Consider the following 24,226-nt stretch of genomic DNA (forward strand, 5'->3'; position numbering starts at 1 on the left):
CCCGGTGCCGGCAGCCTGCCGCACCGGGGATTCCAGCGCGGCGTCGCGCACCAGGGGGAAACCATGTCCGCATCATCGATTGCACACGACCACACGCCGTTGCTGCGCTCACTGTCGCTGGGATTGGCGGTGCTGCTGTTCAGCGCCTGCGCCAGCGGCGGCAAGCACAAGGGCGACATGCCGGAAGGCGCCGCGGTCACGCCGGAGGCGGGGGAGGTGACGTTCCCCGATCCGAAGCGGGCCACGCTGAAGGAAGGCCTGTTCGTCGACCTGGACAGCCTGCGCCTGTTCGCGCGCGGCATGACCAAGCGCCAGTTGTACACCCTGCTGGGCACGCCGCACTTCGGCGAGGGCATGTGGGGCGTGCACGAGTGGAACTACCTGTTCAACTTCCGCAGCAATCCCGGCGGTGATTACTTTACCTGCCAGTTCCAGGTGCATTTCGATGCCAAGGGCGTGGCCCAGGCCGGCTACTGGAAGCCGCAGGCCTGCGCCGCGCTGCTGCAGCCGCCGGCACCACCTCCGCCGCCCCCGCCGCCGCCCGCACCGATGTCCAGTGAGCCGGTGCGCCTGTCGGCCGATGCATTGTTCGCCTTTGACAGCGCCACCCTGACCGAGGCCGGTCGCCGCAGCGTGGATGCGCTGTTGCAGCAGGTGCGCAGCGCCAGCCAGGTGCAGACCATCCAGGTGCTGGGCTACACCGACCGGATCGGCAGCGATGGCTACAACCAGGTGTTGTCGCAACGGCGCGCGCAGGCCGTCCGCGATGCGCTGGTGCAGGGCGGGGTGCCGGCTGCGGCGATCGTGGCCGAAGGGCGCGGCAAGGCCGACCCGCTGGTGCAATGCGCACAAGGCAACCGCCAGGCGGTGATTGCCTGCCTGGCGCCGAACCGTCGCGTCGAAATCTCGGGCCTCGCGCAGACGCGCTGAGCCCTTGCGTGGCGCACGGCCACGCGTCTTCCCCCGTTGGTACCCCGCGTCGATGCATCTCTCCCGCGTCGACCGGGGTGTTCTTTGACCTGGCTCGTCGCCCCCGCAGGATGTCTCCCCCGTCATCGCACCGGGGCGGCGGGCCAGGTCATCCTTTACCTGTCCCGCGGCGACGCCCGTTCCTGCAGCGTCGCCGCCCGCCGTTGCGCGGCGGGTGGGTCAGGGCATCAGCACCTTGTCCACCACGTGGATCACGCCATTGCTCTGGCGCACGTCGGCAATGGTGACGCGGGCGGTGCCGCCCTTGCTGTCGGTCAACGTAATGCCCTTGCCAACCTGGCGGGCAGTGAGCGTTTCACCCTGCACGGTGGTCAGTGCGGCCTTGCCGCCGCCCTGCTTGATCCGGGCCATCAGTGCGGTGCTGTCGAGGTTGCCGGCCACCACGTGGTAGGTGAGCACCTTGGTCAGGTCGGCTTTCTTCTCCGGCTTCAGCAACCCGTCGACCGTGCCCTTGGGCAGTGCGGCGAAGGCGGCGTTGGTCGGTGCGAACACGGTGAACGGACCCGGGCCCTTGAGCGTCTCGACCAGGCCGGCGGCCTTGACCGCGGCAACCAGGGTGGTGTGGTCCTTGGAGGCGACGGCGTTGTCGATGATGTCCTTGGTGGCGTACATCGGCGCACCACCCACCATGGGGTTGGCGGCCATGGCGTGGTCGTGGCCTGCCATCGGCGCCTGCGCGAACGCCAGCGGCGCGGCGGCGGTGGACAGGCAGGCAAGCAGAAGCAGACCGGTCAGCGAGCTTTTCATGTGCAGGGTCCCAGCAGGAGCGTCCAAGTGACGCAGCAGGATCTACGCGTGAAGCAGCGTGGCGGATGCAGCGGCGGCCGGCTTTCTACGTTTGTTATCGGCATGTGAGGGCGATCAGGCCGAGCCGCGTTCGCTGGTGATGGTGGCGCCCTCGCGCATTACCAGGGTCACCGGGGTCTTTTCGACGACGTCCAGCAGGCGCTGCCACTGCGCATCGCTCAGCGCCCCACTGGCATGCAGGACGCGGTGCACCACCAACTTGCCGGCGGCATCGCGCGAGGAGCTCAGCTCGGCGCGGAAGGTGCCCAGATCCCACCCTTTCTTCTCCGCATACATGCGCAGGGTGATCGCGGTACAGGCCGACAGCGATGCCAGGTACAGGTCGAACGGGGCCAGGCCTGCGCCCTGGCCACCGAGTGTGGCCGGTTCGTCGGCGATCACCTCGTGCACGCCGCTGCGGATGTGGTGGCGGTAGTTGGGGCCGTCGGAAACGATCTGGACCTGTGCCATGGGGGGCGCCGTGCGGTGGTGGGGAGGCGCGCAGCATCGCACGCTGCCGCGCGCCGTGCTCAGGGCGTGCGACGCGGGTCGCCACCGCCGGCGGCAATCCAGCCGTCCACCGCCTGTGCGACCACGGTCATCGGCATCGCGCCGTTGCCCAGCACCAGGTCGTGGAAGGCGCGGATGTCGAACCGCGTGCCCAGTTCCTGGCGTGCGCGTTCGCGCAGGGCCAGCAACTGCAGTTGGCCCATCTTGTACGACGAAGCCTGGCCCGGCTGGACCAGGTAGCGGTTGATCTCCACGCGCACGTCGCTGGCCTTCATGCCGGTCTTTTCCTGCATGTAGGTGGCGGCCTGCTCGGGCGTCCAGCGCTTGCGGTGCAGGCCGGTGTCCACCACCAGCCGCACCGAGCGGAACATCTCGGCCTGCAGCCGACCCAGGTCGCCGGCCGGGTCGTCCTTGTACACGCCGGCCTCGGCCATCAGCTGCTCGGCATACAGCGCCCAGCCTTCGCTGAAGGCGCTGGGATTGAGGCTGCGACGCAGCAACGGCAGGTCGGTCAGGGTCTGCCCGATCGAGATCTGGAAGTGGTGGCCCGGCGAGCCCTCATGGTAGGTGAGGGTGGGGATGCTCCAGCGCGTGTTGGACTCGATGTCGCCCAGGTTGATGAAGAACGTGCCCGGTCGCGAGCCGTCCATCGCCGGTGGGTAGTAGTAGCCGCCCGGTGAGGTCTTCTGCATGTGCGCCGGCACCGGCTGCACCACCAGCTTCTGCGGCGGCAGGTGGCCGAACCAGGTGGGCAGAATCGGGTCGAGGTCGCGCAGGCGCTGTTCGATGTCGCCCAGCAGTTCCTTGCGCCCGGCATCGGTATCGGCATACAGGTAGCGCGGGTCCTGGCGCAACTGCTGCACGCGCGCGGCCACGCTGCCGTCGCGCAGGCCCAGCTGGTCAAGCCGCGCGTCCATCAGCGTCTCCACCCGCGCCACCTCGTCCAGCCCGACCGCATGGATCGCATCGGCGTCCAGATCGGTGCTGGTGTACCAGCGCAACGCGGCGTCGTAGTAGGCCTTGCCCTGCGGCAGCGCCCACACGCCCTTGTTGCCCAGGTGGCGCGCCTGCAGGCCCTGCACATCGGCCAGCAGGCGCTGGTAGCCCGGGTTGACCGACTGCTGCACCGCGCGCGTGGCCTGCGCGACCAACGCGTCGCGGCGTGCGGCGGAAATCGCCGGCAGCTTCTCCAGCTTTCGCTGCAGCGACTGCACCCACAGGCTGTCCTTCGGCGCGGGTTCGAGCAGCGTGCGGAACTGGTCGGCGGCGCCCTGCAGCGCCACTTCGGGCGGCACCACGCCCTGCGCGGCCTGCATGTCCACGTTGGCGCGCACCTGGTCCAGCTTGGGTCCCATCGCCTGCAGGCGGGCGATGTAGTGCGCCGCGCTGGTCTCATCGGTGACCGCATGCTGGTTGTCCATGAACTGCGGCAGGTTCACCGGCAGGCTGAACAACTGGTCCACCGCATAGGTGCTGCCGCCCACCGGCAACCACGCCGCCGACCACGGCACCGCCATCAGGTCGATCTGGGTCTGGTAGAACCAGCGCGCCAGGCCGCTGCTCAGCTGCTGCTGCGCATCCAGCGGGGCGCCCTGCCACTGCGTGATCGCCGCCAGGTTGTCGGCCAGGAACCGGCGGTTGACCTCACGCCGTGCCAGCGACACGTCGGTGAGCTGGTCGGAACTGTCGGCCTGGCCGTCGCCGCTGATGCCGAGCATCGTGCGCAGCTCCGGGTCGGCGTTGATCGCGTCCATGGTCTGTGCGTCAAGCAGGGCATTGAAGGACACCGGCATGGGGGCGCCGGCTACCGTCGCCGGTGGCATCGGCGCCGCAGTGGCCGCCTGCGCGTGCGTGGGCGGCGCGCTGAGCGCCAACGCCGCGCCGATGGCGAGCGACAACAGGGCGGGGAGGGCGGAAGCGGTCGGGAACGGCATCACGGGACATCTCCGGTGGCGGGCTGCGCGCAGGCTACGCCAGACCAGCAGGGGCTGCACGTGCAGGGGTTACGCGCACCCTGCCGTAGGCGGCGTCTGCGCGGCTGCCGAGAACGCCCGCGCGCACCTGAGCGAAGCGTCAGCCGGTGCGCGGCGCGAAGCCGTCCGCGCTCCAGGCCTCGCTGCCCACGCCGTGATGGATCACGAACAGCCCGTCCGGGTCGTAGCGCTGCTTGGTCGCCAGCAGGCGCGGGTAGTGCGGGCCCCAGAAGGCCTGCTGCCAATCGGCCTGGAAGTAGTCGCACTCGGACACGTACGTAGGCGCCTTGGGCACCAGCACCGACAGGGCGTCGTAGGCACGCCGCACCCGTAGCGCGCCCCGGCGCGCGCCGGGTTCGTCCACGCTGCCGCCACAGCCGGGATAGACCGGGCCGCCGGCAGTGCCGATCAACGCCAGCGCGAAGGCGTCCAGCAGTGCCGGGTGGGTGGCGGTGTCGGCACTGGCCGCGATCGCGTCGGCGGGTGCGCCGAACAGGCCCTTGTTGCAATGCAGGCCCACGTCCATGTGCACCGCGGCGGCACACAGCGCCGTCGCGGCGGCCACCACCTGGTCTTCGCCAAGCAGCGCCGACGGCATCCACGCCGAGGCATACCCGTGCAGGAACCAGCCGACCTGGCCCTGGTCGCCCTTCCACAGCATGTGGTGGGCGGGCGCATCGGCACGGGTGTCCTCGGCGATGATCGCCGGCGCGTGCTGGCGGAAGAAGTCCGCGTCCCAGAAGTCGCGCGCCGGCATCGCCAGCGCCTGCAGCGGTTCGCGCACGGTGTACCCCGGGTTTGCGGTGATCCAGCCCAGCAGCGGCTGCCACGTGGCTGCCGCCGCCTCGCGGCTGAGGCCCTGGAACACCATCGAGATGGACAGGGTGCGGTCACCGGCGAAGGTGATCTGCTCGCCCCAGTGGGCGTTGCACAGGCGGTCCCGGTAGAAGCGCAGTACCTGCGCCGCCAGCGCACGCCACTGTTCTTCGGTGCTGGCCTGCACCTTGAAGGAGAGTCCGCCAAATGTATCGGGCAGGGCATGGGTCTTCAGGGTCATCCGGGTGACGATGCCGAAGCTGGCCGCACAGCCCCCCTTCAATGCCCAGAACAGGTCCGGGTCGTTGTCCGCATTGACCACCCGCACTCGGCCGTCAGCGGTCACCACCTCGGCCTCCAGCAGGCTGGCTGCCGCGCTGCCGAATGCCTTGGAGAAACTGCCGAAGCCACCGCCGGTGACCAGCCCGGTCACGCCCACCGACGTGCACCCACCGCCCTGCACGTAACGCCCGCCATGGGTGGTCACGGCGTTGTAGGCGTCGATCCACATCGCCCCGGCACCCACGCTCACCGCCGGCTGCGCCACCGTGCCGGCGCGCGTGCCTTGTGGCACGAAGGCGTCGTGCAGCTGGATCTGGTTCATCGCCCGGGTCCAGACCAGCAGCGAGTCGGGCGCACACGAGGTACCGTGGTAGCTGTGGCCGCCGCCCTTGACCACCAGCCGCAGCCGATGGGTGCGGGCAAAGTTCACGGCCGCGGCCACGTCGGCGCTGCTGGTGGCGGCCACCATCTGTGCGCTCGGCACCGAACGCCATGCGCCGAAGTAGCCGCTGGTCTGGGTCAGGCCCGGTTGGTCCCCGATGTAGAAGGGATTGTGGATCTGCGCCAGCGCTTCGGCACGCGTGGCTGCATCGCCCGCGAACGGCGACTGCGGCACCGACAGCCGCCCCCCGACCGCCTGCGACAGCTGGGTCCAGTCGGCCCGGCCCGGCCACCCGGCAGTGCCCGGCCGTACCCGGCGGCCAGACAGGGGCGCGGCGGCCGCCGCCTTCAGGACCAGCGGCAGCAGGGGCAGGGCCAGGCTGGCCTTGAGGCAGTCACGTCGTTTCATCGGAGTGTTCCCTGGCGCTGAGCCGGTAGCGATGGCAGCGAGTGTGTGCCCGCCACACCCGGCCGTCATGGGGTGCGGGACGAAGGGAGGGGGCAAGGGACCAACGGCGGCCGGCTCGGGACCGGCGGGGCCGGTGCTGCTGGTGATGTTCCGGTGGTGGGAGCGACGCATCTCCTTGCGCGGGGGTGCGGCGTACCGCGCCGGCCCGGGGTACCGGCCGGCTGATCGGCCGTTGGGCATCTGGCGTATGCTGACAGCCGCAGCGCGGGGATGCGCTGCGCCGCATCAATGCACGCCCGCCCCGCCGCACCCGCGCGAGGTGCTGGCGGCCGCTCGCCCATGGAGAGTCGATGGTCTTTGCCCTGAGTGCCCTGTTGTTGATCGAACTGGTGCTGCAGTTCACCTGGAACCGGCGCTACTTCAGCTGGGGCATCCGCATCTTCAACCGGCGGATCGCGGCGCCGGCCGACTGGCGCGAGCGGCTGTCGCTGGGCAGCCTGGAATACGATGTGCCGCGCGGAACGTACCTGCACCTGGTGTTCCGCCCGCTGCCCGATGGCAGTTATGCGTTCCGCGAGAGCTTCGCCCAGCGCTTTTACTCGCTCATGCGCGGCCGGGTGGTGGTCGACCCCGGACGGCGTGAGGTGAGGGTGGAGGGCCGCTGCAGCTGGTGGGCGCTGTGCATCTCGCTGATGATCTTTCCGCTGATGGTGGTGCGGCCGGCGGCGGCCGCGATGCTGTTGATGCTGCCGTTCTTCCTGGTCTGCTATCTGGTCCAGAAGAAGATGTTCGGCGCCGTGGCCACCGTGATCGAGCAACAGCTGCGCGGTGTGCCATCGGCCGACGCGATCCTGCGTGAACGGTTGCAGGCCCGCCGGATGCCCCAGGCTTGACCTTCCCATGGTGGGAATCCTTAGGGTGGCGGGTACCTTCTTCAGCCAACGGATCCTGCCATGTCATCCACTGCCCCCAGAGACGGCACGCCTGCCTCCGCCACGGGCGCTGAGCGCCTCAGCCTGCCGGTAGAAGGCATGACCTGCGCTTCGTGCGTCGGGCGCGTCGAGCGTGCCCTTCAGGCGGTGCCGGGCGTGCATAGCGCAGCGGTCAACCTGGCCACCGAGCGCGCCGACGTGGGCTTTGCCGGCCCGGCTGACGCACAGGCGGTGGTGCGTGCCATCCAGGGCGCCGGTTACAGCGTGCGCGAGGAGGTTACCGAGCTGTCGATCGAGGGCATGACCTGCGCCTCGTGCGTGGGCCGGGTGGAGAAGGCGTTGGCGCAGGTGCCCGGGGTGCTGGAGGCCAGCGTCAACCTGGCCACCGAGCGCGCACGGGTGCGCCATCTTTCCGGGGTGGTGACCCTCGCCAGCCTCGATGCGGCCGTCGCGAAGGCCGGCTATACCGCGCGCCGCGCCGGTGCCGCGACCGCCAGCGCAGCAGACCAGGACACCGAGCGGCGCGAGCAGGAAGCGCGCGAGTTGCGGCGCGCCTTGTGGATCGCCGCGGCCCTCACGCTGCCGGTCTTCATCCTGGAGATGGGCTCGCACCTGGTGCCGGCCATGCACCAGTGGGTGATGCACGTACTGGGCACGCAGACCAGCTGGTACATCCAGTTCGCGCTGGCCACCCTGGTCCTGTTCGGGCCGGGCATCCGTTTCTTCCGCAAGGGGGTGCCGGCGCTGCTGCGCGGTGCGCCGGACATGAACTCGCTGGTGTCGGTGGGCACGGCGGCGGCCTACGGCTATTCGGTGGTGGCCACGTTCCTGCCGGGGGTGTTGCCGCCCGGCACCGCCAACGTCTACTTCGAAGCCGCCGTGGTGATCGTCACCCTGATCCTGCTCGGCCGCACGCTGGAAGCGCGCGCCAAGGGCCGCACCTCGCAGGCGATCAAACGGCTGGTGGGCCTGCAGGCCAAGACCGCGCGTGTGGAGCGCAACGGCGCTACGGTGGAGGTCCCGCTGGAGCAGGTGGTAACCGGTGATGTGGTGCTGGTGCGGCCGGGCGAGAAGGTGCCGGTGGATGGCGAGGTGGTCGACGGCGCGTCGTATGTCGACGAAAGCATGATTACCGGTGAACCGGTGCCGGTCTCCAAGGAGGCAGGCGCGGCCGTCGTCGGGGGCACCCTCAACACGACCGGTGCCTTCCGCTTCCGTGTCACCCAGGTGGGTGCCAACACGGTCCTGGCGCAGATCATCCGCCTGGTGGAAGAAGCGCAGGGCTCCAAGCTGCCGATCCAGGCGCTGGTGGACAAGGTGACCATGTGGTTCGTGCCGGCCGTGATGGCGGGCGCGGCGCTGACCTTCCTGGCCTGGCTGGTGTTCGGCCCGGCCCCGGCGCTGACCTTCGCGCTGGTCAACGCGGTGGCGGTGCTGATCATCGCCTGCCCGTGTGCGATGGGGCTGGCCACGCCCACCTCGATCATGGTGGGCACCGGTCGTGCCGCCGAGCTGGGCGTGCTGTTCCGCAAGGGCGAAGCGCTGCAGGCGCTGCGCGATGTCAGCGTGGTGGCGTTGGACAAGACCGGCACGCTGACCAAGGGGCGCCCCGAGCTGACCGACCTGGTGCCGGCTGACGGCTTCAGCCATGACGAAGTGCTGGCGCTGGTGGCCGCCGTGGAAAGCCGCTCTGAACACCCGATCGCCGAGGCGATCGTCGTGGCGGCCACGCAGCGCGGCCTCGACGTGGCGGCGCTGGAGAACTTCGAGGCGACGCCCGGGTTCGGCGTGGCCGCCACGGTGGGCGGGCGTCGGGTGGCGGTGGGAGCCGACCGCTTCATGACCCGGCTTGGCCTGGACGTGGGTGCGTTCCAGACGGCGGCGCAGCGGCTGGGCGCCGAAGGCAAGAGTCCGCTGTATGCGTCCATTGACGGGCGCCTGGCGGCCATCATCGCGGTGGCCGATCCGATCCGCGAGACCACCGCCGAGGCGATCAACGCGTTGCATGCACTCGGGCTGCGGGTGGCCATGATCACCGGCGACAACGCCGCCACGGCCGCGGCGATCGCCCGCCAGCTGGGCATCGACGAGGTGGCGGCCGAAGTGCTGCCGGACGGCAAGGTGGCCGCGCTCAAGACCTTCCGCGCCAACGGTGCGCGGGTGGCCTTTGTCGGCGACGGCATCAACGATGCGCCGGCACTGGCCGAAGCGGATGTCGGTCTGGCGATCGGTACCGGCACCGACGTGGCGATCGAAGCGGCCGACGTGGTGCTGATGTCCGGCGACCTGCGCGGCGTGATCAACGCCATCGCGCTGAGCCACGCCACCATCGGCAACATCAAGCAGAACCTGTTCTGGGCGTTTGCCTACAACGCCGTGTTGATTCCGGTGGCGGCCGGCGTGCTGTATCCACTGAACGGCACCCTGATGTCGCCGATCTTCGCCGCCGCGGCGATGGCCTTGTCGAGCATCTTCGTGCTCGGCAACGCGCTGCGCCTCAAGCGCTTCCATGCGCCGATGGCCACCGACGCGCGTGGCGCAACGGCCTGAGCACGGGCACCCGTGCGAGGCGCCGCAACGCCTGCCCCGGTCCTGCCGGGGCAGGGCGGTCGGTGAGGATTCACATCCACGGCGGCATCGGCGCGATGATAGCCCCGTGGCTGGCCCCGTAGAGCCGGGCTCTGCCCGGCTGGCGCCCCGCTGGCGCCAGGCATGCATGGACCACACCGAACGCACCCCCGCAGGGCGGCAGGTTTCCCAGGAGTACACCATGTTGAACATTGGCCAGGCGGCCGCCTTCTCCGGCGTGTCGGCGAAGATGATCCGGTACTACGAACAGATCGGCCTGATTCCGCAGGCCGCGCGCAGCACAGCGGGCTACCGCACCTACAGCACGCAGGACGCGCACAGCCTGCGCTTCATCCGGCGCGCGCGTGACCTGGGGTTCCCGGTTGAACAGATCGCCGAACTGCTGACGTTGTGGAACGACCGCGACCGTGCCAGCGCGGACGTCAAGGCGGTGGCGCTGGCGCACGTGGCGGGCCTGCGCACGCGCATTGCCGAACTGGAGGCGATGGCGATGACCCTGGAACACCTCGCCGCGCACTGCCACGGCAACGATCGGCCGGACTGTCCGATCATTGCCGACCTCGCCGAGCAGGCCGACGCCGCTGCCACACCGGGCACCGTGGCGCCCCATCGCGCACCGCGTTTCGGCACCGATGGGCCGGTGGCATCGCGCCGTCGTGCGGCAAAGTGAACCCTGCCTTGCCACGTGCACGACACCGCTTGACCTTGCCATGCTGTCAGGCCGGAAAGTAAGCGGACACTTTTCCCACAAGGCGTCCTGCATGTTCCGTTTCAACATTCCCACCATGACCTGCGGCGGCTGTGCCCGTTCCGTGACCAAGGCACTGATGGACGTAGACCCCAACGCGCGCATCGAGACCGACCCGGCGGCGCGCGAGGTGCGGGTGGAGAGCACCCTGAGCGAAGCGGTGTTCGTGGCGGCGCTGGCCGAGGCAGGCTTCCCGCACGCGCGCTGAGGCGACCATGCGAGGCAGACGCGTAGGGCCGCGCTTGGGTAGCATGGGCGGTCCACTCCCACGCTGCATGCCAAGGACGCCACCTCCATGCGTACTACCGACGACAAGACCGAACGCCGTGCCCAGCTCACCGCCGCCATGCAGGCAGCGGGGTGCACCGCCCCGCGCGACTGGGTGAGCAGCGAGCTGTCCGAGAACATCGCGCAGTTCGCCTGGTTCCGCGTGCTGCACGACGTCCACGTACTGGCCGACGACGTGGAGCACGTGCTGTCCGACGCCCTCTACGATCAGCCGGATCTGCAGGACACCCTGCAGACGCTGCGCGCCGCGGTGGACCCGGCTGCGCTGCACGCGCTGCTGCGGGCCTATGCCAAGGCACTGGGCAACGCGTTCGTGATGGTGCTTGATGAGGGTGGCATGAGCGACGACGCGCGGATGCCGGGGTGGCAACTGATGGAAACCGGGCCCGACGGCCCGACAGGGCGGCTGGTGCAGGGGCTGCACGAGGACTACCTGGATTTCGAGGATTCCTACCAGCCGCTGACCGGCGCGGGCACCTGATTCCTGCGACGGCGCGCGGCATCCGCGCCGCGCCGTCGCCGTGCATCACATGGCGTATCACCGTCGGCTGGCAGCATCGGTGGGGTCCGGACATCCGTCCATCTGGAGACCGCCGTGAACTCGACTGCCTTGCTGGCCCGCCCATGGGCCCTCCATCCTTTCCATGCAGCGGTGCTGGGCGGCGTACTGCCGTTGTTCCTGGGCGCGCTGCTGGCCGACTACGCCTACTGGAGCAGCTACGAGATCCAATGGAGCAACTTCGCGGCCTGGCTGCTGGTGGGCGCCATGGTGTTCACTACCCTGGCGCTGCTGTGCGCCCTGGTGGGCCTGGCGCGCGGCAGCCGCGCGCGCGCCTACACCGCGCTGCTGGTGCTTACCTGGGCGGTGGGCTTCTTCAATTCGCTGCATCACGCCCGTGATGCCTGGGCCATCATGCCCGGGGCGCTGGTGCTGTCGGCGATTGTCACGGTGCTGGCCCTGTTGGCCACCTGGGTCGGATTCGCCCGCCTGCGCGTGGGAGGTGCACGATGAAGCGCCCACAGACCGCCATGTTCACCGTATCGGTGCTGGCCATCGCGCTCTCGGCGTGCAGCAACAAGGCACCCGAGCTTGACCAGTACGGCGCCACCCCCGAACTGCCCGCGCCCAACCGTACCTTGATGCCGGACATGACCATCGCCAAGCCGGCCAGCTGGGGCGATCGCACGCCCACCGTGCCGACGGGCTACCGCATTTCGGCGATTGCCACCGGCCTGGCCATTCCGCGGCAGACGCTGGTGCTGCCCAACGGCGACATCCTGGTGGCGGAAGGACGCGGCGGCAGCGCCCCGAACCTGAAACCCAAGGACGTCATTGCCGGCCGCATCAAGTCCAAGGGCAACACCGCCGTGAAAAGCGGCAACCGCCTCACCCTGTTGCGTGATGCCGATGGCGACGGCGTGTACGAACTCAAGACCGTGTTTGCCGACCATCTCAATGCGCCGTACGGCCTGGCGTTGATCGGCGACGCGCTGTATGTGGCCAACCAGGACGCGCTGGTGCGCTTTGCCTACCAGCCGGGCCAGACCAAGGCCAGCGGGGCGCCGAGCAAGGTCACCGACCTGCCGGCGGCGATCAACCATCACTGGACCAAGTCGCTGGCCGCCAGTGCCGACGGGCGCTACCTGTACGTGGGCATCGGCTCCAACAGCAACATCACCGAGCGTGGCATGGCGGTGGAAATCGATCGCGCGCAGGTATGGCAGGTGGATGCACAGACCGGCGCGCACAAGGTGTATGCCACGGGCCTGCGCAATCCCACCGCGCTGACCGTGCAGCCCGGCACGGGCGTGCTGTGGGCGGTGGTCAACGAACGCGATGAGATCGGCCCCAACCTGGTACCGGACTACCTCACCTCGGTACGCGAGGGCGCATTCTACGGGTGGCCTTACAGCTACTGGGGCAAGAACGTGGACGTGCGGGTGATGCCGCAGAACCCGCAGAAGGTGGCCACGGCCATCGCCCCGGATTACGCACTGGGGTCGCATGTGGCCGCGCTGGGCGTGACCTTCTCGTCAGCGGCGATGGGTCCCGCGTTCGCCGACGGGGTGTTCGTAGGTGAGCACGGCAGCTGGAACCGCAACCCGCCGGTGGGCTACAAGGTGGTGTTCGTGCCGTTCCGTGACGGGCGCCCGGCGGGCGAGCCGATCGATTTCGCCAGTGGTTTCCGCGGCGATGACGGCCGGACCCGTGGCCGTCCGGTCGGAGTCACGCTGGATCCGCGCGGGGCGGTGATCGTGGCCGATGACCTGGCCAATACGATCTGGCGCATCACACCGGTGGCGGCGCCCGCGGGCGGTTGATGCGGATGGAAGGGCACGGCCGCACATCGCGTCAATCGTGGCGGCCTTGCATGGGCGACTCGACGGGTAGGTACCCGTCGAGTCGCCGTTGGTCACGATGCCGCCCGGCACATGGCCGGGAAAGCGCACGCTCCCTAAGCTGGCGGCACTGGACCCTGGGTCACGATCAAAGGATGTGAGGATGGCGAGTCCCCCATCGCGCTGGATACTGCCCGGCGCCGTCATCGTCGGGATGACCGTGGCCCTGATGCACCTGGGCTGGGAGTACAGCCATGGTGGCATCCAGCGCCATCACCTGCTCAATGATGCAAGCCTGCCGGCCATCTCCAACGCGTGGGGACTGCTGGTGCTGCCATTGCTTGGCGTCCTGGCGGGCTGGGAAGTGAGCCGGCGCACCTGTGCGCACGCACGCGCGTGGTGGCCTGCTGTCGCCGGCTTCCTCGGCGCGCTCGCCGCGGGCGTCGCACTCTCGGTTGCGTTTGTGACCCAGGGCGAACCTGCTGCAACGCAGGTAATGCTGGGGGTGTTGATGGCCAGTGTGCTGTTTCCCACCTACCGCGCGGAGTACCTGTTCGGATTCGTCATCGGCATGACCGCCGTGTTCGGTGCGATCCTGCCTGCGTTGGTGGCGTGCGTGCCGATGCTGATCTCGGCAGTGAGTCGGCAGGTGGTGTGGCGTCTTGCGCAGTACGCGCTGCGTCGCTCGACTGGCGCGGTTGCCGTGCGCCGCGGATGATGTAGCGCATGTTCCGCGTCATCCCCGCGCGGGAGCGCCACAGCGCCCCGAGCGCATGACCGGCGGAATGCAGCAAGGCCGGCGCGTCATTGCGCGCCGGCCTTGCTGCGGTCAGGCCTCAGGCGTTGCCCGACGTACCCAGGTGCTTCACCAACACGGCCGCGGTCTCCGCCGACGAGCCCGGGTTCTGCCCGGTGATCAACAGGCCATCGCTGACCACGTACGCGCCCCAGTCGGGCCCCTTGGAGTAGTGGCCGCCGGCCGCCTGGAGCATGTCTTCGACCAGGAACGGCACCACCTCGGTCAGGCCGACGCCGGCTTCCTCACTGTTGGTGAAGCCGGTGACCTTCTTGCCCGCCACAAGCGGCGAACCGTCCGCGGCCTTGACGTCGCGCAGCACGCCCGGGGCATGGCAGACCAGCGCGACCGGCTTGTTGGCGGCAATGAACGATTCGATCAGGGCGATGGAGTGGCGGTCATTGGCCAGGTCCCACAGCGGGCCGTGGCCGCCGGGATAGAACACGGCGTCGAAGTCCTGCTGGCGGACGCTGTCCAGGCGCACGGTGCTGGCCAGTTGCGCGGTCGCGGCCGGATCGGCCTCGAAGCGACGGGTGAGGTCGGTCTGGAAGTCGGGCTCGTTGCTCTTGGGGTCCAGCGGCGGCTGGCCGCCCTTGGGCGAGGCCAACACGATCTGCGCGCCGGCATCGGTGAAGGCGTAGTAGGGCGCGGCAAGCTCTTCCAGCCAGAAGCCGGTCTTGCGGCCGGTGTCGCCAAGCTGGTCGTGGGAGGTGAGGACGATGAGGATCTTCATGGGGTAGCTCCGGATGGGCGGGTGATGGGAGTAGACCAGTCGTCTACGATGTGGGCGAATGAAAAGGCACGTCGCCAGGACGTGCCTGCGGTGTTTCCTGGCCGGTCAGGCCGAGGGGTGAAGGGCTTGCTGGGTGGCGCGCAGCGCCGTATCGAAGGGCTGCAGGGTACGGACGATCTTGACCATGATGCTGGCGCCCAGCCACAGCTGGTACAGGCTCTGGGCCACCGTAGTGGGATCGCCGTGGATGCGGAGTGAGCCGTCGGCGACGCCGGCCTCGATCGCCCGCGCCAGGCGCTCGACGATGCCGGCCGTGCCCCGTTGCAACGCCGCGCGCATGCTGGCCGACAGGTCCGCCACTTCGGCACCGAGCTTCACCGCCAGGCACTTGCCCTGGCAATCCTCGAACGACTGGGCGTCCCGCCAGGCGCGGAAATACGCCTCCAGCTGCTGCGCCTTGCTCAGGCCGGGCTGGCGGAAGGTGGCGTCCATCTCGGCCAGGTAGTCCGCGAAGTAGTCTTCCAGCAGGGCCTCGCCGAACGCTTCCTTGGAGCCGAAGTAGTGATAGAACGACCCCTTGGGCACGCCGGCGGCAGTGAGCACCTCATTCAGGCCGACCGCCGAAAAGCCCTTGCCGCCCATGATCCGCTGGCCGGTGGCCAGGATCCTGTCGCGGACGTCGTGGGGTTCAGGAAAGCCCTTGCCGCCCATGATCCGCTGGCCGGTGGCCAGGATCCTGTCGCGGACGTCGTGGGGTTCAGGGGCGGTCGCTGTGCTCATGGGGTGCACTCTACGCCCGATTAGACCGGTCGTCTAGTCCTGTGTTGCCGGCGGCGGCGCGGGCAGGGTGCGCAGGACGGACTTGTCCAGCTTCGCGGCGACGCCCACGCTGCGGCCGGCCAGGTTGGCGACGTGGTACTGCACCGCCACGCCCAGCACCTGGGTGGCTTCGGACAGGGTCAGCCCATAGCCCTGGCGCAGCCACTGCAGCATTCCGGAGGTGGCCACGCGCAGCGCGTCGTCGCTGGAGCCGGCCTGCCCAAGGGTCATGATCTGGGTGGGCGACTCAACCCGGGGCGTGGCGATCGACTGCCGCTTCACCAGCGCCACCCGCACCTCGACATCGAGCGAGGTTTCCAGGGCCCACTGGGTGGTTTCACCATCGCCCTGCAGGGCGTGGCCATCGCCGAGATACAGCAGCGCGCCGGGTTGCTGCACCGGCAGGTAGACGGTGTTGCCTTCCACGACCGCGTTGAAATCCATGTTGCCGCCGAAGTCGGCGGTGTCGCCGGTGGAGAATGGCGGGTAGCCGAAGCCCGGTGCCACCGCCAGCCCGCCCAGCATCGGCTTCACCGGCACTTCGAACTGTTTCATGGCGCCGCTGGCGTCCTTCGGCCGCGCCATGCCGCGCACCCGGTCCAGTTCCCAGCGCACCGGCTTGCCCAGCCCGGTGGCTTCGGCAGCGACCCGCGGGGTCTTCAGCCGGCCGACCACACCGTCCAGGCTGTCGGCATAGTCGCGGTTGAGCTTGAGCGAGGTGAGGGTGATGGCCAGGGTGTCGCCGGGCTCGGCGCCGACCACGAAGAACGGCCCCACCTGCGGGTTGCCGAACAGCGCACGGGTGACGCCGTGCTCGTCCACCCCGCCGGAATCGAGGGTCTTGGTCCGCACCGAATCGCCGGGATGGATGACCAGCACCGGGGCACGGTCGGCGCTGAAGGTGTTGGAGTAATCCACCGGCGTGAACACATGCCGTTGCGCGCGGGCACCCGCCAGGCGCTGAAGGCATGCCGGGCACGCACGGCGCGGTTGTTGGTGTCCGGCTGGTCACTCTGGCCCTGCATGCGTGCCTCGTCGATGCGGCCGTTGAAGTGGTAGACCTGGCCGTCGTTGCCGGTGGCGGTGAAGCGCACGTCGCGGTCGCGCAGCGTGCCGCTGACGCGGTCGCCGTCGAGGGTGCCGGTGAGCTGGGTTCCCTGCACGTCCAGCTGCAGCGTCTGGTAATTCGTGTTGCCCCACAGATCGGTCGCCACGATCCATTGGTCGGCCGCAAGTGCATTGAACGGTAGCGCGGCGAGCAGCAACGAAGACACTTTCCAGGACATGGTCACGGTATGCGGCGTCACGAAGGGCCCGGCGGGCGGATGCCGCAGCCTAGCCGGTCGCCGCCGCACGCCCACAGTGTCGAAGGTAACCCGGGTGCGGCACGCCGCGTTGCGCGTGCGTGCCGCGCCAGCTCAGGGAATCAGCCGCTGTGCGCGCAGCTGCGCGAACAGGGCGAAGAACGCATCGTCGCTGGGCTGGTAGTCCAGGAAGCCCAACCGGCGACTCTTGGACATGTCGGTGATCACCTCCAGCGGGCGCCCCAGGTCGGCGTCGGTGTGCCAGGGCGATATCAGCCGGTGGATGTCGGGCTCTCGCAGGCCATGCTCAGCGGCCAGCGCCGACCATGCAGCCGCATCGTCAGCCATCTGCTGCTCCAGCGGCCGCACCTCGCCAGTGAACGGGGCAGGCTCAAGATCGAACCACGCCGCGATCCGCTCCCACATCCAGCGCCAGCGGAACACATCGCCGTTGACCACGTTGAAAGCCTGGTTGAAGGCCGCCGGGGTCTGCGTGGCCCAGAGCAGGTGCCTTGCCAGCAGCCCGGCGTCGGTCATGTCGGTCAGCCCGTTCCACTGCGCCGGCGACCCCGGGAAGTAGAACGGACGCCCCAGGTGTCGGCACAGCGTGGCGTAGACCGCCAGCGTGGTGCCCATGTTCATGGCATTGCCCACTGCCGCACCGATCACCGTATGTGGGCGGTGCACGCTCCAGCTGAAGCCATCGCGCGCGGCGGCGGCGAACACCTCGTCTTCCTGCGCGTAGTAGAAATTGTCCACGTCCAGGCGCGGCTGCTCCTCGCGGAACGGGGTCTGTGGCAGCGCGCCCTGCGCGTAGGCCTCGAACGGCCCCAGGTAGTGCTTCAGGCCCGTCACCAGCGCCACGTGCCGGACCGAACCGGCCGGGCGGAGTGCTTCTAGCAGGTGCCGCACCATCGGTGCATTGACCCGGATGTTCTCCGCCTCATTGGCCTGCCGCGACCAGGTGGTGATGAATACGTGGGTAGGCGCCAGGCCCGCCAGTGCGTCGCGCGTGGCCTGCGCGTCGCGCAGATCCGCCGCCACCGCGCCGACCCCGGCGGGCAGGGCGGCGGGCGAGCGCGCCAGACCGTGTACTGCCCAGTCCGCTCCCTGCAGTTCCCGGATCAATGCGCTGCCGACGATGCCGGTTGCGCCCACCACAAGTGCCGTGTTGTTCATGCTGCCGCCTTTCCATCCACTATCAGGCGCACACAGTAGGATAGGTGCGCACGCCTCGAAAGAAGGCACCAAAGGGTAACCAGGCAATGAAAACCGGCAGCGAGGAAGATCAATGGCGTGAAGACTGCGCCCCGCGGCGGGTGCTGGAGCTGTTCAGCACCAAGTGGACCTCGATGGTGCTGCATACCCTGGCGGTGCGCCACGACGGCACCGCGCGCAGCAATGCGCTGCACCGCAGCCTGCCGGACATCTCCAAAAAAATGTTCAGCCAGACCCTGCGCCAGATGGAGGCCGCCGGGCTTGTGCTGCGTACCGAATATCCCACCGTGCCGCCGTCGGTGGACTACGCGCTGACCCCGCTGGGCGTGCAGCTGGTGGAGCCGATCGAGCTGATCTACGACTGGGCACGGCGCAACGCTGGCGCACTGGATGCCCTGCAACCCCGCGCCACATCACGCCGCCGGTAGTGCCACACCGTGCGTGGCAGCGCGAGGCAACCTGCCAGTTGCGCCCTGATCGCGGTATATTTCGCGCCCTCCCCACCGCCCGCCCTGAGCGTTCGTCATGAGCACGACCCGGAAACACTATAAGCACCCCGCCGAATCGGACATCGGCCACGGGACGATTTACCTCGAGGTACAGGGCGACGTGATCGTCCGCCAGGTCGAGAGCTACCGGAGCGTGCTGGTCTGGGCCGACAAGGGCGGACAGGCCGATGAGCGCTTCCCGCTCTCCGATCAACCCCTGTCCTGGCTGGACCTGGATTCGGATGACAGCATCACGGCCAGCGAATTTGAAACTGTCTGGAAGCGCGCCAAGGCCGTTTCTGGCTGAGGTCCGCGCCCACTGCGCGTGGACCTCAAATGGTCCATTCCGTGCTGCCGCTGCTGGCCACGTGCATCAACTGGTCCAGCTGCCGCAGCGCGCGGTGCAGTTCCTGCCGGCTCGACGCCGCGCCCAGTGAGATCCGCACGGCGTCATTGATCGCCACGCCCTGCGGGGTGAACGCCGACGACGGGGCGATACCCAGCCCCTGCAGCCGCGCCGCATGGGTCAGGCTGGCGTCGGTCCACTGTGCGGGCAGGCGGCACCACGCATGCACGCCGGCACAGTGCTGCAGGAACCGCGGCGACAACGTGGACTGCGCCAGATAGCGACGCTCGGCGGCTTCTTCCTGCACCAGCTTCAGCAGGGTGGCCGCCGACCCGTCCAGGATCAGTTGGGTCACCAGCGCGTTCATCAGGGGCGGCGCCATCAGGTTGACCGCGCGCAGCGCATCGAGCACGCGCTGCCGTGCCACGCCATCGGGCAGGTGCACGAAGCCGGTGTGCAGGCCCGGGCTGAGGCACTTGGACAAGGTCGAGATGTAGCAGGTGTGCTGCGGCGCCAGCAGGGCGAGCGGGGCCGGGGCATCACCGACCAGCAGCCAGTACGGGTCGTCTTCGATCAGCCGCAGGTCCAGGCTGCGCAACACCTCGGCCAGCGCCATCCGGCGTGCTTCGGGCATGGTGCGCGCGGTCGGGTTCTGCGCGGTGGGATTGAGGTAGACCACGCGTGCACCGCTCGCACGTGCGTGGCGGCGCAACGCGCTGGGCAGCATGCCGTGCTCGTCGCACTCCACCACCCGCAACGTGCGCTGCAGCACCCGCGCCGCGTGCAGCAGGCCGGGATACACCAGCGGTTCGCACAGAATGACGTCGCCGGCATCGGTGAGCGCCAGCAGCAGCGCCGACAGCGCGGCCTGCGCGCCTTCGGTGACTACCAGCCGGTCGCTGTCCAGCCTGCCCAGGATCGGCTTGAGCCATTGCTGTGCGGCCAGGTGGTCGGCGCGGCTGCCACCGCCGACGTGGTAGGTCATCAGGTTGCTGGCGTCGCTGCGGCTGAGCACGGTGGCCAGGCCACGCTGCAGCATGTCGGCCACCTGTCCGCCGCCGGGGCTGGGCGGCAGGTTCATGCTCAGGTCCACCAGCTGCGCCAGCTCCACCTGGGGCGGGGCGACGAACGTTCCCTGGGGTCCGCGTGCATCGATCAGGCCGCGCTTGCGCGCCTCGGTGAAGGCACGGGTGACGGTGGTGAGGTCCACGCCCAGCTCGCTGGCCAGCACGCGCTGTGCCGGCAGGCGCTGGCCGGGCCGCAGCGCGCCGGACCAGACCGCGCGTTCAAGGGCCTGCACGATGCGCAGATAGACCGGCCCGTGGCCGTCGGCGATGAGAGTGTTCCACTGCATCGGCGCATCTTACGCTCGGGTGTGCGCTGCCCTGCGACAGTGTGTCGCACCATGTATGGATCATGTCGTTGCCTAACGTACGCGGCTGCGGCGGGCACCCCCCATGCATATCGGTCATGCAGGGGGGTGTTCGCCACTTTTCATGATCCGGGCCGCCCGGCCCGGCACTGCGTTGGAAGGGCCGTCCCGCATGAACCCCGCTACACACCCCGCTCGCCGCGCCGCCATGGCCGGTGCAGCCCGCGCCGGACGCTGGTTCGGACTGGCAGCGTTGCTGCCATTGCTCACCGGGTGCAAGAACCTGGAACTGTTCAATCCCATGGGCAGCATCGCCGAACAGGAGATGCAGCTGATCCTGGTGTGCACCGGCCTGATGCTGCTGGTGGTGATCCCGGTGATCATCCTCACCCTGTACTTTGCCTGGCGCTACCGTGCCTCCAACACCAAGGCCACCTACGCGCCGGACTGGTCGCATTCCACCGCCATCGAGGTGGTGATCTGGACCATTCCGTGCCTGATCATCGTGGTGCTGGCCGTGTTGATCTGGAAGAGCACGCACGCGCTGGATCCCTACAAGCCGATCGCATCGGACAAGGCCCCCCTGCGCGTGGAAGTGGTGTCGTTGAACTGGAAGTGGTTGTTCATCTACCCCGACCACAACGTGGCCACGATCAACGAGCTGGTGATGCCGGTGGATACGCCGGTGGCCTTCAAGCTCACCTCCGAGTCGATGATGAACGCCTTCTTCGTGCCGCAGCTGGGCAGCATGGTCTACACCATGCCGGCCATGCAGACGCGCCTGCACCTGATCGGGCATACCCCGGGCACCTACGCCGGGATGTCGTCGGCCTACAGCGGTTCGGGCTTCTCGGACATGAAGTTCCCGGCCCGCGTGGTCACCGATGCCGACTTCCAGGTCTGGCTGGACCAGGCGCGCAGCAGCAACGACCACCTCGGCGCCGCGCGCCTGGCCGCGCTGGAAGTGCCTACCCATGGTGCGCCGTTGCAGCGCTTCAGTGGCGTGGATACCGGCCTGTTCGACAGCATCGTTGCCCGTTACCACGGCATGGCCGATGACGAGATCTGCCTGCCGGGCGAAGAGCCCGGGGCAACACCCCAGACGTTGAGCCTGGCCGCGCCTGCCAGCCGTACCGCGGAGAACTGATTGTGCTTGGAAAGTTGAACCTCGAAGCAATTCCCTACCACGACCCGATCATCATGTCGGCGCTGGCAGGCTCGCTGCTGCTCGGCGCGGCGATCGTCGCGGCGATCACCTACTACAAGAAATGGGGCTACATCTGGACCGAGTGGATCACCTCGGTGGACCACAAGAAGATCGGCGTTATGTACATCCTGCTGGCTCTGGTCATGCTGGTGCGCGGCTTTGCCGATGCCCTGATGATGCGCGCCCAGCAGGCGATCGCGGCCAATGACGCGGCCGGCTACCTGCCGCCGGAACACTACGACCAGATCTTCACCGCGCATGGCGTGATCATGATCTTCTTCGTGGCAACCCCGCTCATCGTGGGCCTGATGAACCTGGTGGTGCCGCTGCAGATCGGGGCGCGCGACGTCGCCTTCCCGTTCGTCAACTCGCTCAGCTTCTGGCTGTCGGCGGTGGGCGCGGTGCTGGTGATGCTGTCGATGTTCGTGGGCGACTTCGCCGCCACCGGCTGGGTGGCCTATCCGCCGTTGTCGGGGATCGAGTACAGCCCCACGGTTGGCGTGGACTACTACATCTGGTCGCTGCAGGTCTCCGGCATCGGCACCACGCTGACCGGCCTGAACTTCATCGTCACCATCCTCAAGTTGCGTGCGCCGGGCATGGACCTGATGAAGATGCCGGTATTCACCTGGACCGCGCTGATCACCAACATCCTGATCGTGGCGATCTTCCCGGTGCTGACCGCGACCCTGGCGCTGCTGACCATGGACCGCTACTTCGGCATGCACTTCTTCACCAATGACGCCGGCGGCAACGCCATGATGTACGTCAACCTGATCTGGATCTGGGGCCACCCGGAAGTCTACGTGCTGATCCTGCCGTGCTTCGGCGCGTTCTCCGAGATCATCGCCACGTTCTCGGGCAAGCCGCTCTTCGGCTACCGCTCGATGGTGTACGCGACCTGTTCGATCGGCGTGCTGTCGTTCTTCGTCTGGCTGCACCACTTCTTCACCATGGGCTCGGGCGCCAACGTGAATGCCTTCTTCGGCATCATGACCTCGATCATCTCCATTCCCACCGGGGTGAAGCTGTTCAACTGGCTGTTCACCATGTACCGCGGCCGCATCCGCTACCACTCCTCGACGATGTGGACGATCGGCTTCATGGTCACCTTCGCGCTGGGTGGCATGACCGGCGTGATGCTGGCCATCCCGGGCGCGGACTTCGTGCTGCACAACAGCCTGTTCCTGATCGCGCACTTCCATAACGTGATCATCGGCGGCGTGGTGTTCGGCTGCCTGGCCGGCATCACCTTCTGGTTCCCGAAGGCGTTCGGCTTCACCCTCAACGAGCGCTGGGGCAAGATTTCGTTCTGGTGCTGGCTGGTGGGCTTCTATCTGGCCTTCATGCCGCTGTACGTGCTCGGCTTCAAGGGCATGACCCGGCGGATGAACCACTACGCGGTGGAAGGCTGGCAGCCGTGGTTGATCGTGGCCGCCATCGGCGCGCTGGTCATTGCCGCCGGCATCGCGGCCATGTTCATCCAGTTCTACGTAAGCGTGCGCGACCGCAAGGCCAACCTGGACCTGACCGGCGACCCGTGGAATGCACGCAGCCTGGAATGGGCCACGTCCTCGCCGCCGCCGTTCTACAACTTCGCCAAGGTGCCGGTCATCACCTCGCTGGAGCAGCATTGGGACGACAAGCAGGCCGGCAGTGCCTGGCAGCGGCTGGACCACTACGAGGACATCCACATGCCGCGCAACACCGGCGCCGGTGTGGTGATCTCGGTGTTCAGCCTGGTGCTGTGCTTCGCCCTGGTCTGGCACATGTGGGTGCTGGCGGCGATTGGCCTGGTCGGTGTGATCGCCACCTTCGTGATGCGCTCCTACGACCGTGACGTGGACTATTACGTGCCCGCCGCCGAGGTGAAGCGCATTGAAGAGGCGCATTTCGCGCAGATGCAAGGAGCCAAGGCATGAGTGGCGATACCCTGACCGCTGCCACGCAGCACGGGCAGCTCGCGGGCGGTCATCACGACCACGCCCATGAGCACCACGACGACGGCAGCAAGACCGTCGTCGGGTTCTGGATGTACCTGATGGGCGACTGCCTGATCTTCGCGGTGCTGTTTGCCACCTTCGGGGTGCTGCTCAACGGCACCGCCGACGGTCCGTCGGGCAAGGAACTGTTCAAGCTGGGCTTCGTGCTGTCTGAAACGGTGGTGCTGCTGTTGAGCAGCTTCACCTTCGGCCTGGCGATGCTGGGTCTGCAGGCCAACAAGCGCAACCAGGTGGTGGGCTGGCTGGCCACCACCGGGCTGCTCGGTGCGGTGTTCATCGGCATGGAACTGTATGAGTTCGCCGAGCTGATCCATGAAGGCGCCACCCCCGACGTGAGCGCCTACCTCTCGGCGTACTTCACCCTGGTGGCCACCCACGGCCTGCACGTCACCTTCGGCCTGCTGTGGCTGGCGATCATGATCCACCAGGTGCTGAAGTTCGGCCTGGACGGCATCGTCCGCCGCCGCCTGGCCTGCCTGAGCCTGTTCTGGCACTTCCTGGACCTGATCTGGATCTGTGTCTTCACCTTCGTCTACCTGCGGGAGTTCGTATGAGCCCGAGCGCTTCTGAAACCGATCGCGGTGGCAGCCACGCCACCCTCAAGGGCTACATCATCGGCCTGCTGCTGTGCCTGGTGCTCACCGGCGCCTCGTTCGGCGTGGTGATGGGCGGGTGGGTGCCACAGCCGTTGCGGCTGACCGCCATCGTGGTGCTGTGCGTGGTGCAGCTGGTGGCGCAGCTGGTGCTGTTCCTGCACATCGGCGCTGGCCGCAGCCAGCGCGAGAACACCGGCATCTTCCTGTGCACGGCGTTCCTGATCGCCATTGTCGTCGCCGGTTCGTTGTGGGTCATGCACAACGCCACCCAGAACATGATGCCGATGCAGGTATGAGCAG

At 68.3% G+C, this 24,226-nt stretch carries 25 protein-coding genes; 16 read left to right on the forward strand and 9 right to left on the reverse strand.

Features of this window, described 5'->3' with window-relative positions; genetic code table 11:
• Positions 1-63 precede the first annotated feature (63 nt).
• Entirely contained in the window at positions 64-930 is an 867-nt protein-coding gene (locus DX03_RS09075; RefSeq protein WP_051598810.1) for an OmpA family protein, read from the forward strand.
• 219 nt (positions 931-1,149) lie between these two features.
• On the opposite strand, the gene DX03_RS09080 is transcribed toward DX03_RS09075, so the two are convergent.
• The 4 genes from DX03_RS09080 to DX03_RS09095 all read right to left on the reverse strand — a co-directional run bounded on the left by DX03_RS09080 (position 1,150) and on the right by DX03_RS09095 (position 6,147).
• The gene (locus DX03_RS09080; protein WP_038688093.1) at positions 1,150-1,737 is read right to left on the reverse strand and encodes a fasciclin domain-containing protein; all 588 of its coding nucleotides are present in this window, start codon (positions 1,735-1,737) and stop codon (positions 1,150-1,152) included.
• A 114-nt stretch (positions 1,738-1,851) separates the two neighbouring features.
• Positions 1,852-2,247, reverse strand: coding sequence for an OsmC family protein (locus DX03_RS09085; RefSeq protein ID WP_038688095.1), 396 nt, complete (start codon positions 2,245-2,247; stop codon positions 1,852-1,854).
• A gap of 59 nt (positions 2,248-2,306) precedes the next feature.
• Entirely contained in the window at positions 2,307-4,220 is a 1,914-nt protein-coding gene (locus tag DX03_RS09090) for a DUF885 domain-containing protein (protein WP_051598811.1), read from the reverse strand.
• 139 nt (positions 4,221-4,359) lie between these two features.
• Positions 4,360-6,147 carry an FAD-binding oxidoreductase gene (locus tag DX03_RS09095; protein WP_038688097.1) on the reverse strand — a complete coding sequence of 596 codons (1,788 nt, stop codon included), beginning with the start codon at positions 6,145-6,147 and terminating at the stop codon, positions 4,360-4,362.
• A 350-nt stretch (positions 6,148-6,497) separates the two neighbouring features.
• On the opposite strand from DX03_RS09095, the gene DX03_RS09100 reads away from it, so the two are divergent.
• The 8 genes from DX03_RS09100 (at position 6,498) to DX03_RS09135 (ending at position 13,762) form a co-directional block, all read left to right on the forward strand.
• Complete coding sequence (locus DX03_RS09100; RefSeq protein WP_038688099.1) at positions 6,498-7,040, forward strand: hypothetical protein; 543 nt, start codon at positions 6,498-6,500, stop codon at positions 7,038-7,040.
• A gap of 60 nt (positions 7,041-7,100) precedes the next feature.
• Positions 7,101-9,629 (forward strand): heavy metal translocating P-type ATPase, encoded by a 2,529-nt coding sequence (locus DX03_RS09105; RefSeq protein ID WP_038688101.1) that lies wholly within the window; start codon positions 7,101-7,103, stop codon positions 9,627-9,629.
• 223 nt (positions 9,630-9,852) lie between these two features.
• Positions 9,853-10,338: a Cu(I)-responsive transcriptional regulator gene (cueR, locus tag DX03_RS09110; RefSeq protein WP_038692163.1), complete on the forward strand. Its 486-nt coding sequence runs from the start codon at positions 9,853-9,855 to the stop codon at positions 10,336-10,338.
• 91 nt (positions 10,339-10,429) lie between these two features.
• Complete coding sequence (locus tag DX03_RS09115) at positions 10,430-10,624, forward strand: heavy-metal-associated domain-containing protein (RefSeq protein ID WP_038688103.1); 195 nt, start codon at positions 10,430-10,432, stop codon at positions 10,622-10,624.
• Between the two features lie 87 nt (positions 10,625-10,711).
• Positions 10,712-11,185 (forward strand): hypothetical protein, encoded by a 474-nt coding sequence (locus DX03_RS09120; protein ID WP_038688105.1) that lies wholly within the window; start codon positions 10,712-10,714, stop codon positions 11,183-11,185.
• Positions 11,186-11,299: 114 nt separating this feature from the next.
• A complete protein-coding gene (locus tag DX03_RS09125; protein ID WP_038688107.1) occupies positions 11,300-11,716 on the forward strand; it encodes a DUF2231 domain-containing protein in 417 nt (138 codons plus the stop codon).
• Positions 11,713-13,026, forward strand: coding sequence for a PQQ-dependent sugar dehydrogenase (locus DX03_RS09130; RefSeq protein ID WP_038688109.1), 1,314 nt, complete (start codon positions 11,713-11,715; stop codon positions 13,024-13,026). The genes DX03_RS09125 and DX03_RS09130 overlap by 4 nt, the downstream gene beginning before the upstream one ends.
• 181 nt (positions 13,027-13,207) lie before the next feature.
• Positions 13,208-13,762: a hypothetical protein gene (locus DX03_RS09135; protein WP_185753514.1), complete on the forward strand. Its 555-nt coding sequence runs from the start codon at positions 13,208-13,210 to the stop codon at positions 13,760-13,762.
• 118 nt (positions 13,763-13,880) lie between these two features.
• Here the strand turns inward: DX03_RS09135 and DX03_RS09140 are convergent, their stop codons facing one another.
• The 3 genes from DX03_RS09140 to DX03_RS09150 form a co-directional block, all read right to left on the reverse strand.
• A complete protein-coding gene (locus DX03_RS09140; protein WP_038688113.1) occupies positions 13,881-14,573 on the reverse strand; it encodes a type 1 glutamine amidotransferase domain-containing protein in 693 nt (230 codons plus the stop codon).
• A gap of 105 nt (positions 14,574-14,678) precedes the next feature.
• Complete coding sequence (locus DX03_RS09145) at positions 14,679-15,353, reverse strand: TetR/AcrR family transcriptional regulator (protein ID WP_244880212.1); 675 nt, start codon at positions 15,351-15,353, stop codon at positions 14,679-14,681.
• A 33-nt stretch (positions 15,354-15,386) separates the two neighbouring features.
• Complete coding sequence (locus DX03_RS09150) at positions 15,387-16,310, reverse strand: acetamidase/formamidase family protein (RefSeq protein ID WP_219335251.1); 924 nt, start codon at positions 16,308-16,310, stop codon at positions 15,387-15,389.
• 50 nt (positions 16,311-16,360) lie between these two features.
• Between DX03_RS09150 and DX03_RS21345 the strand changes: the two genes are divergently transcribed.
• Complete coding sequence (locus DX03_RS21345) at positions 16,361-16,642, forward strand: hypothetical protein (RefSeq protein ID WP_219335252.1); 282 nt, start codon at positions 16,361-16,363, stop codon at positions 16,640-16,642.
• A gap of 168 nt (positions 16,643-16,810) precedes the next feature.
• Here DX03_RS21345 and DX03_RS09155 read toward each other — a convergent pair whose 3' ends face one another.
• Positions 16,811-17,875: an SDR family oxidoreductase gene (locus tag DX03_RS09155; protein ID WP_038688117.1), complete on the reverse strand. Its 1,065-nt coding sequence runs from the start codon at positions 17,873-17,875 to the stop codon at positions 16,811-16,813.
• Between the two features lie 86 nt (positions 17,876-17,961).
• Here DX03_RS09155 and DX03_RS09160 point away from each other — a divergent pair, with 86 nt between their 5' ends.
• Positions 17,962-18,342 carry a winged helix-turn-helix transcriptional regulator gene (locus DX03_RS09160; RefSeq protein ID WP_038688119.1) on the forward strand — a complete coding sequence of 127 codons (381 nt, stop codon included), beginning with the start codon at positions 17,962-17,964 and terminating at the stop codon, positions 18,340-18,342.
• A gap of 97 nt (positions 18,343-18,439) precedes the next feature.
• Positions 18,440-18,709: a hypothetical protein gene (locus tag DX03_RS09165; RefSeq protein WP_038688121.1), complete on the forward strand. Its 270-nt coding sequence runs from the start codon at positions 18,440-18,442 to the stop codon at positions 18,707-18,709.
• A gap of 25 nt (positions 18,710-18,734) precedes the next feature.
• Here DX03_RS09165 and DX03_RS09170 read toward each other — a convergent pair whose 3' ends face one another.
• Entirely contained in the window at positions 18,735-20,102 is a 1,368-nt protein-coding gene (locus DX03_RS09170) for an aminotransferase-like domain-containing protein (RefSeq protein ID WP_038688123.1), read from the reverse strand.
• 190 nt (positions 20,103-20,292) lie between these two features.
• On the opposite strand from DX03_RS09170, the gene cyoA reads away from it, so the two are divergent.
• The 4 genes from cyoA to cyoD are packed head-to-tail and all read left to right on the forward strand — an operon-like array spanning position 20,293 to position 24,222.
• Complete coding sequence (gene cyoA / locus DX03_RS09175) at positions 20,293-21,267, forward strand: ubiquinol oxidase subunit II (RefSeq protein ID WP_244880213.1); 975 nt, start codon at positions 20,293-20,295, stop codon at positions 21,265-21,267.
• Between the two features lie 2 nt (positions 21,268-21,269).
• Complete coding sequence (gene cyoB / locus DX03_RS09180; RefSeq protein ID WP_038688124.1) at positions 21,270-23,249, forward strand: cytochrome o ubiquinol oxidase subunit I; 1,980 nt, start codon at positions 21,270-21,272, stop codon at positions 23,247-23,249.
• A complete protein-coding gene (cyoC, locus tag DX03_RS09185) occupies positions 23,246-23,884 on the forward strand; it encodes a cytochrome o ubiquinol oxidase subunit III (RefSeq protein ID WP_038688126.1) in 639 nt (212 codons plus the stop codon). The genes cyoB and cyoC overlap by 4 nt, the downstream gene beginning before the upstream one ends.
• On the forward strand, positions 23,881-24,222 hold the full coding sequence (cyoD, locus tag DX03_RS09190; protein WP_038688127.1) for a cytochrome o ubiquinol oxidase subunit IV: 342 nt from the start codon (positions 23,881-23,883) through the stop codon (positions 24,220-24,222). The genes cyoC and cyoD overlap by 4 nt, the downstream gene beginning before the upstream one ends.
• Positions 24,223-24,226: the final 4 nt, after the last annotated feature.

This window comes from Stenotrophomonas rhizophila, assembly GCF_000661955.1.
GTDB classification, from domain to species: domain Bacteria; phylum Pseudomonadota; class Gammaproteobacteria; order Xanthomonadales; family Xanthomonadaceae; genus Stenotrophomonas; species Stenotrophomonas rhizophila.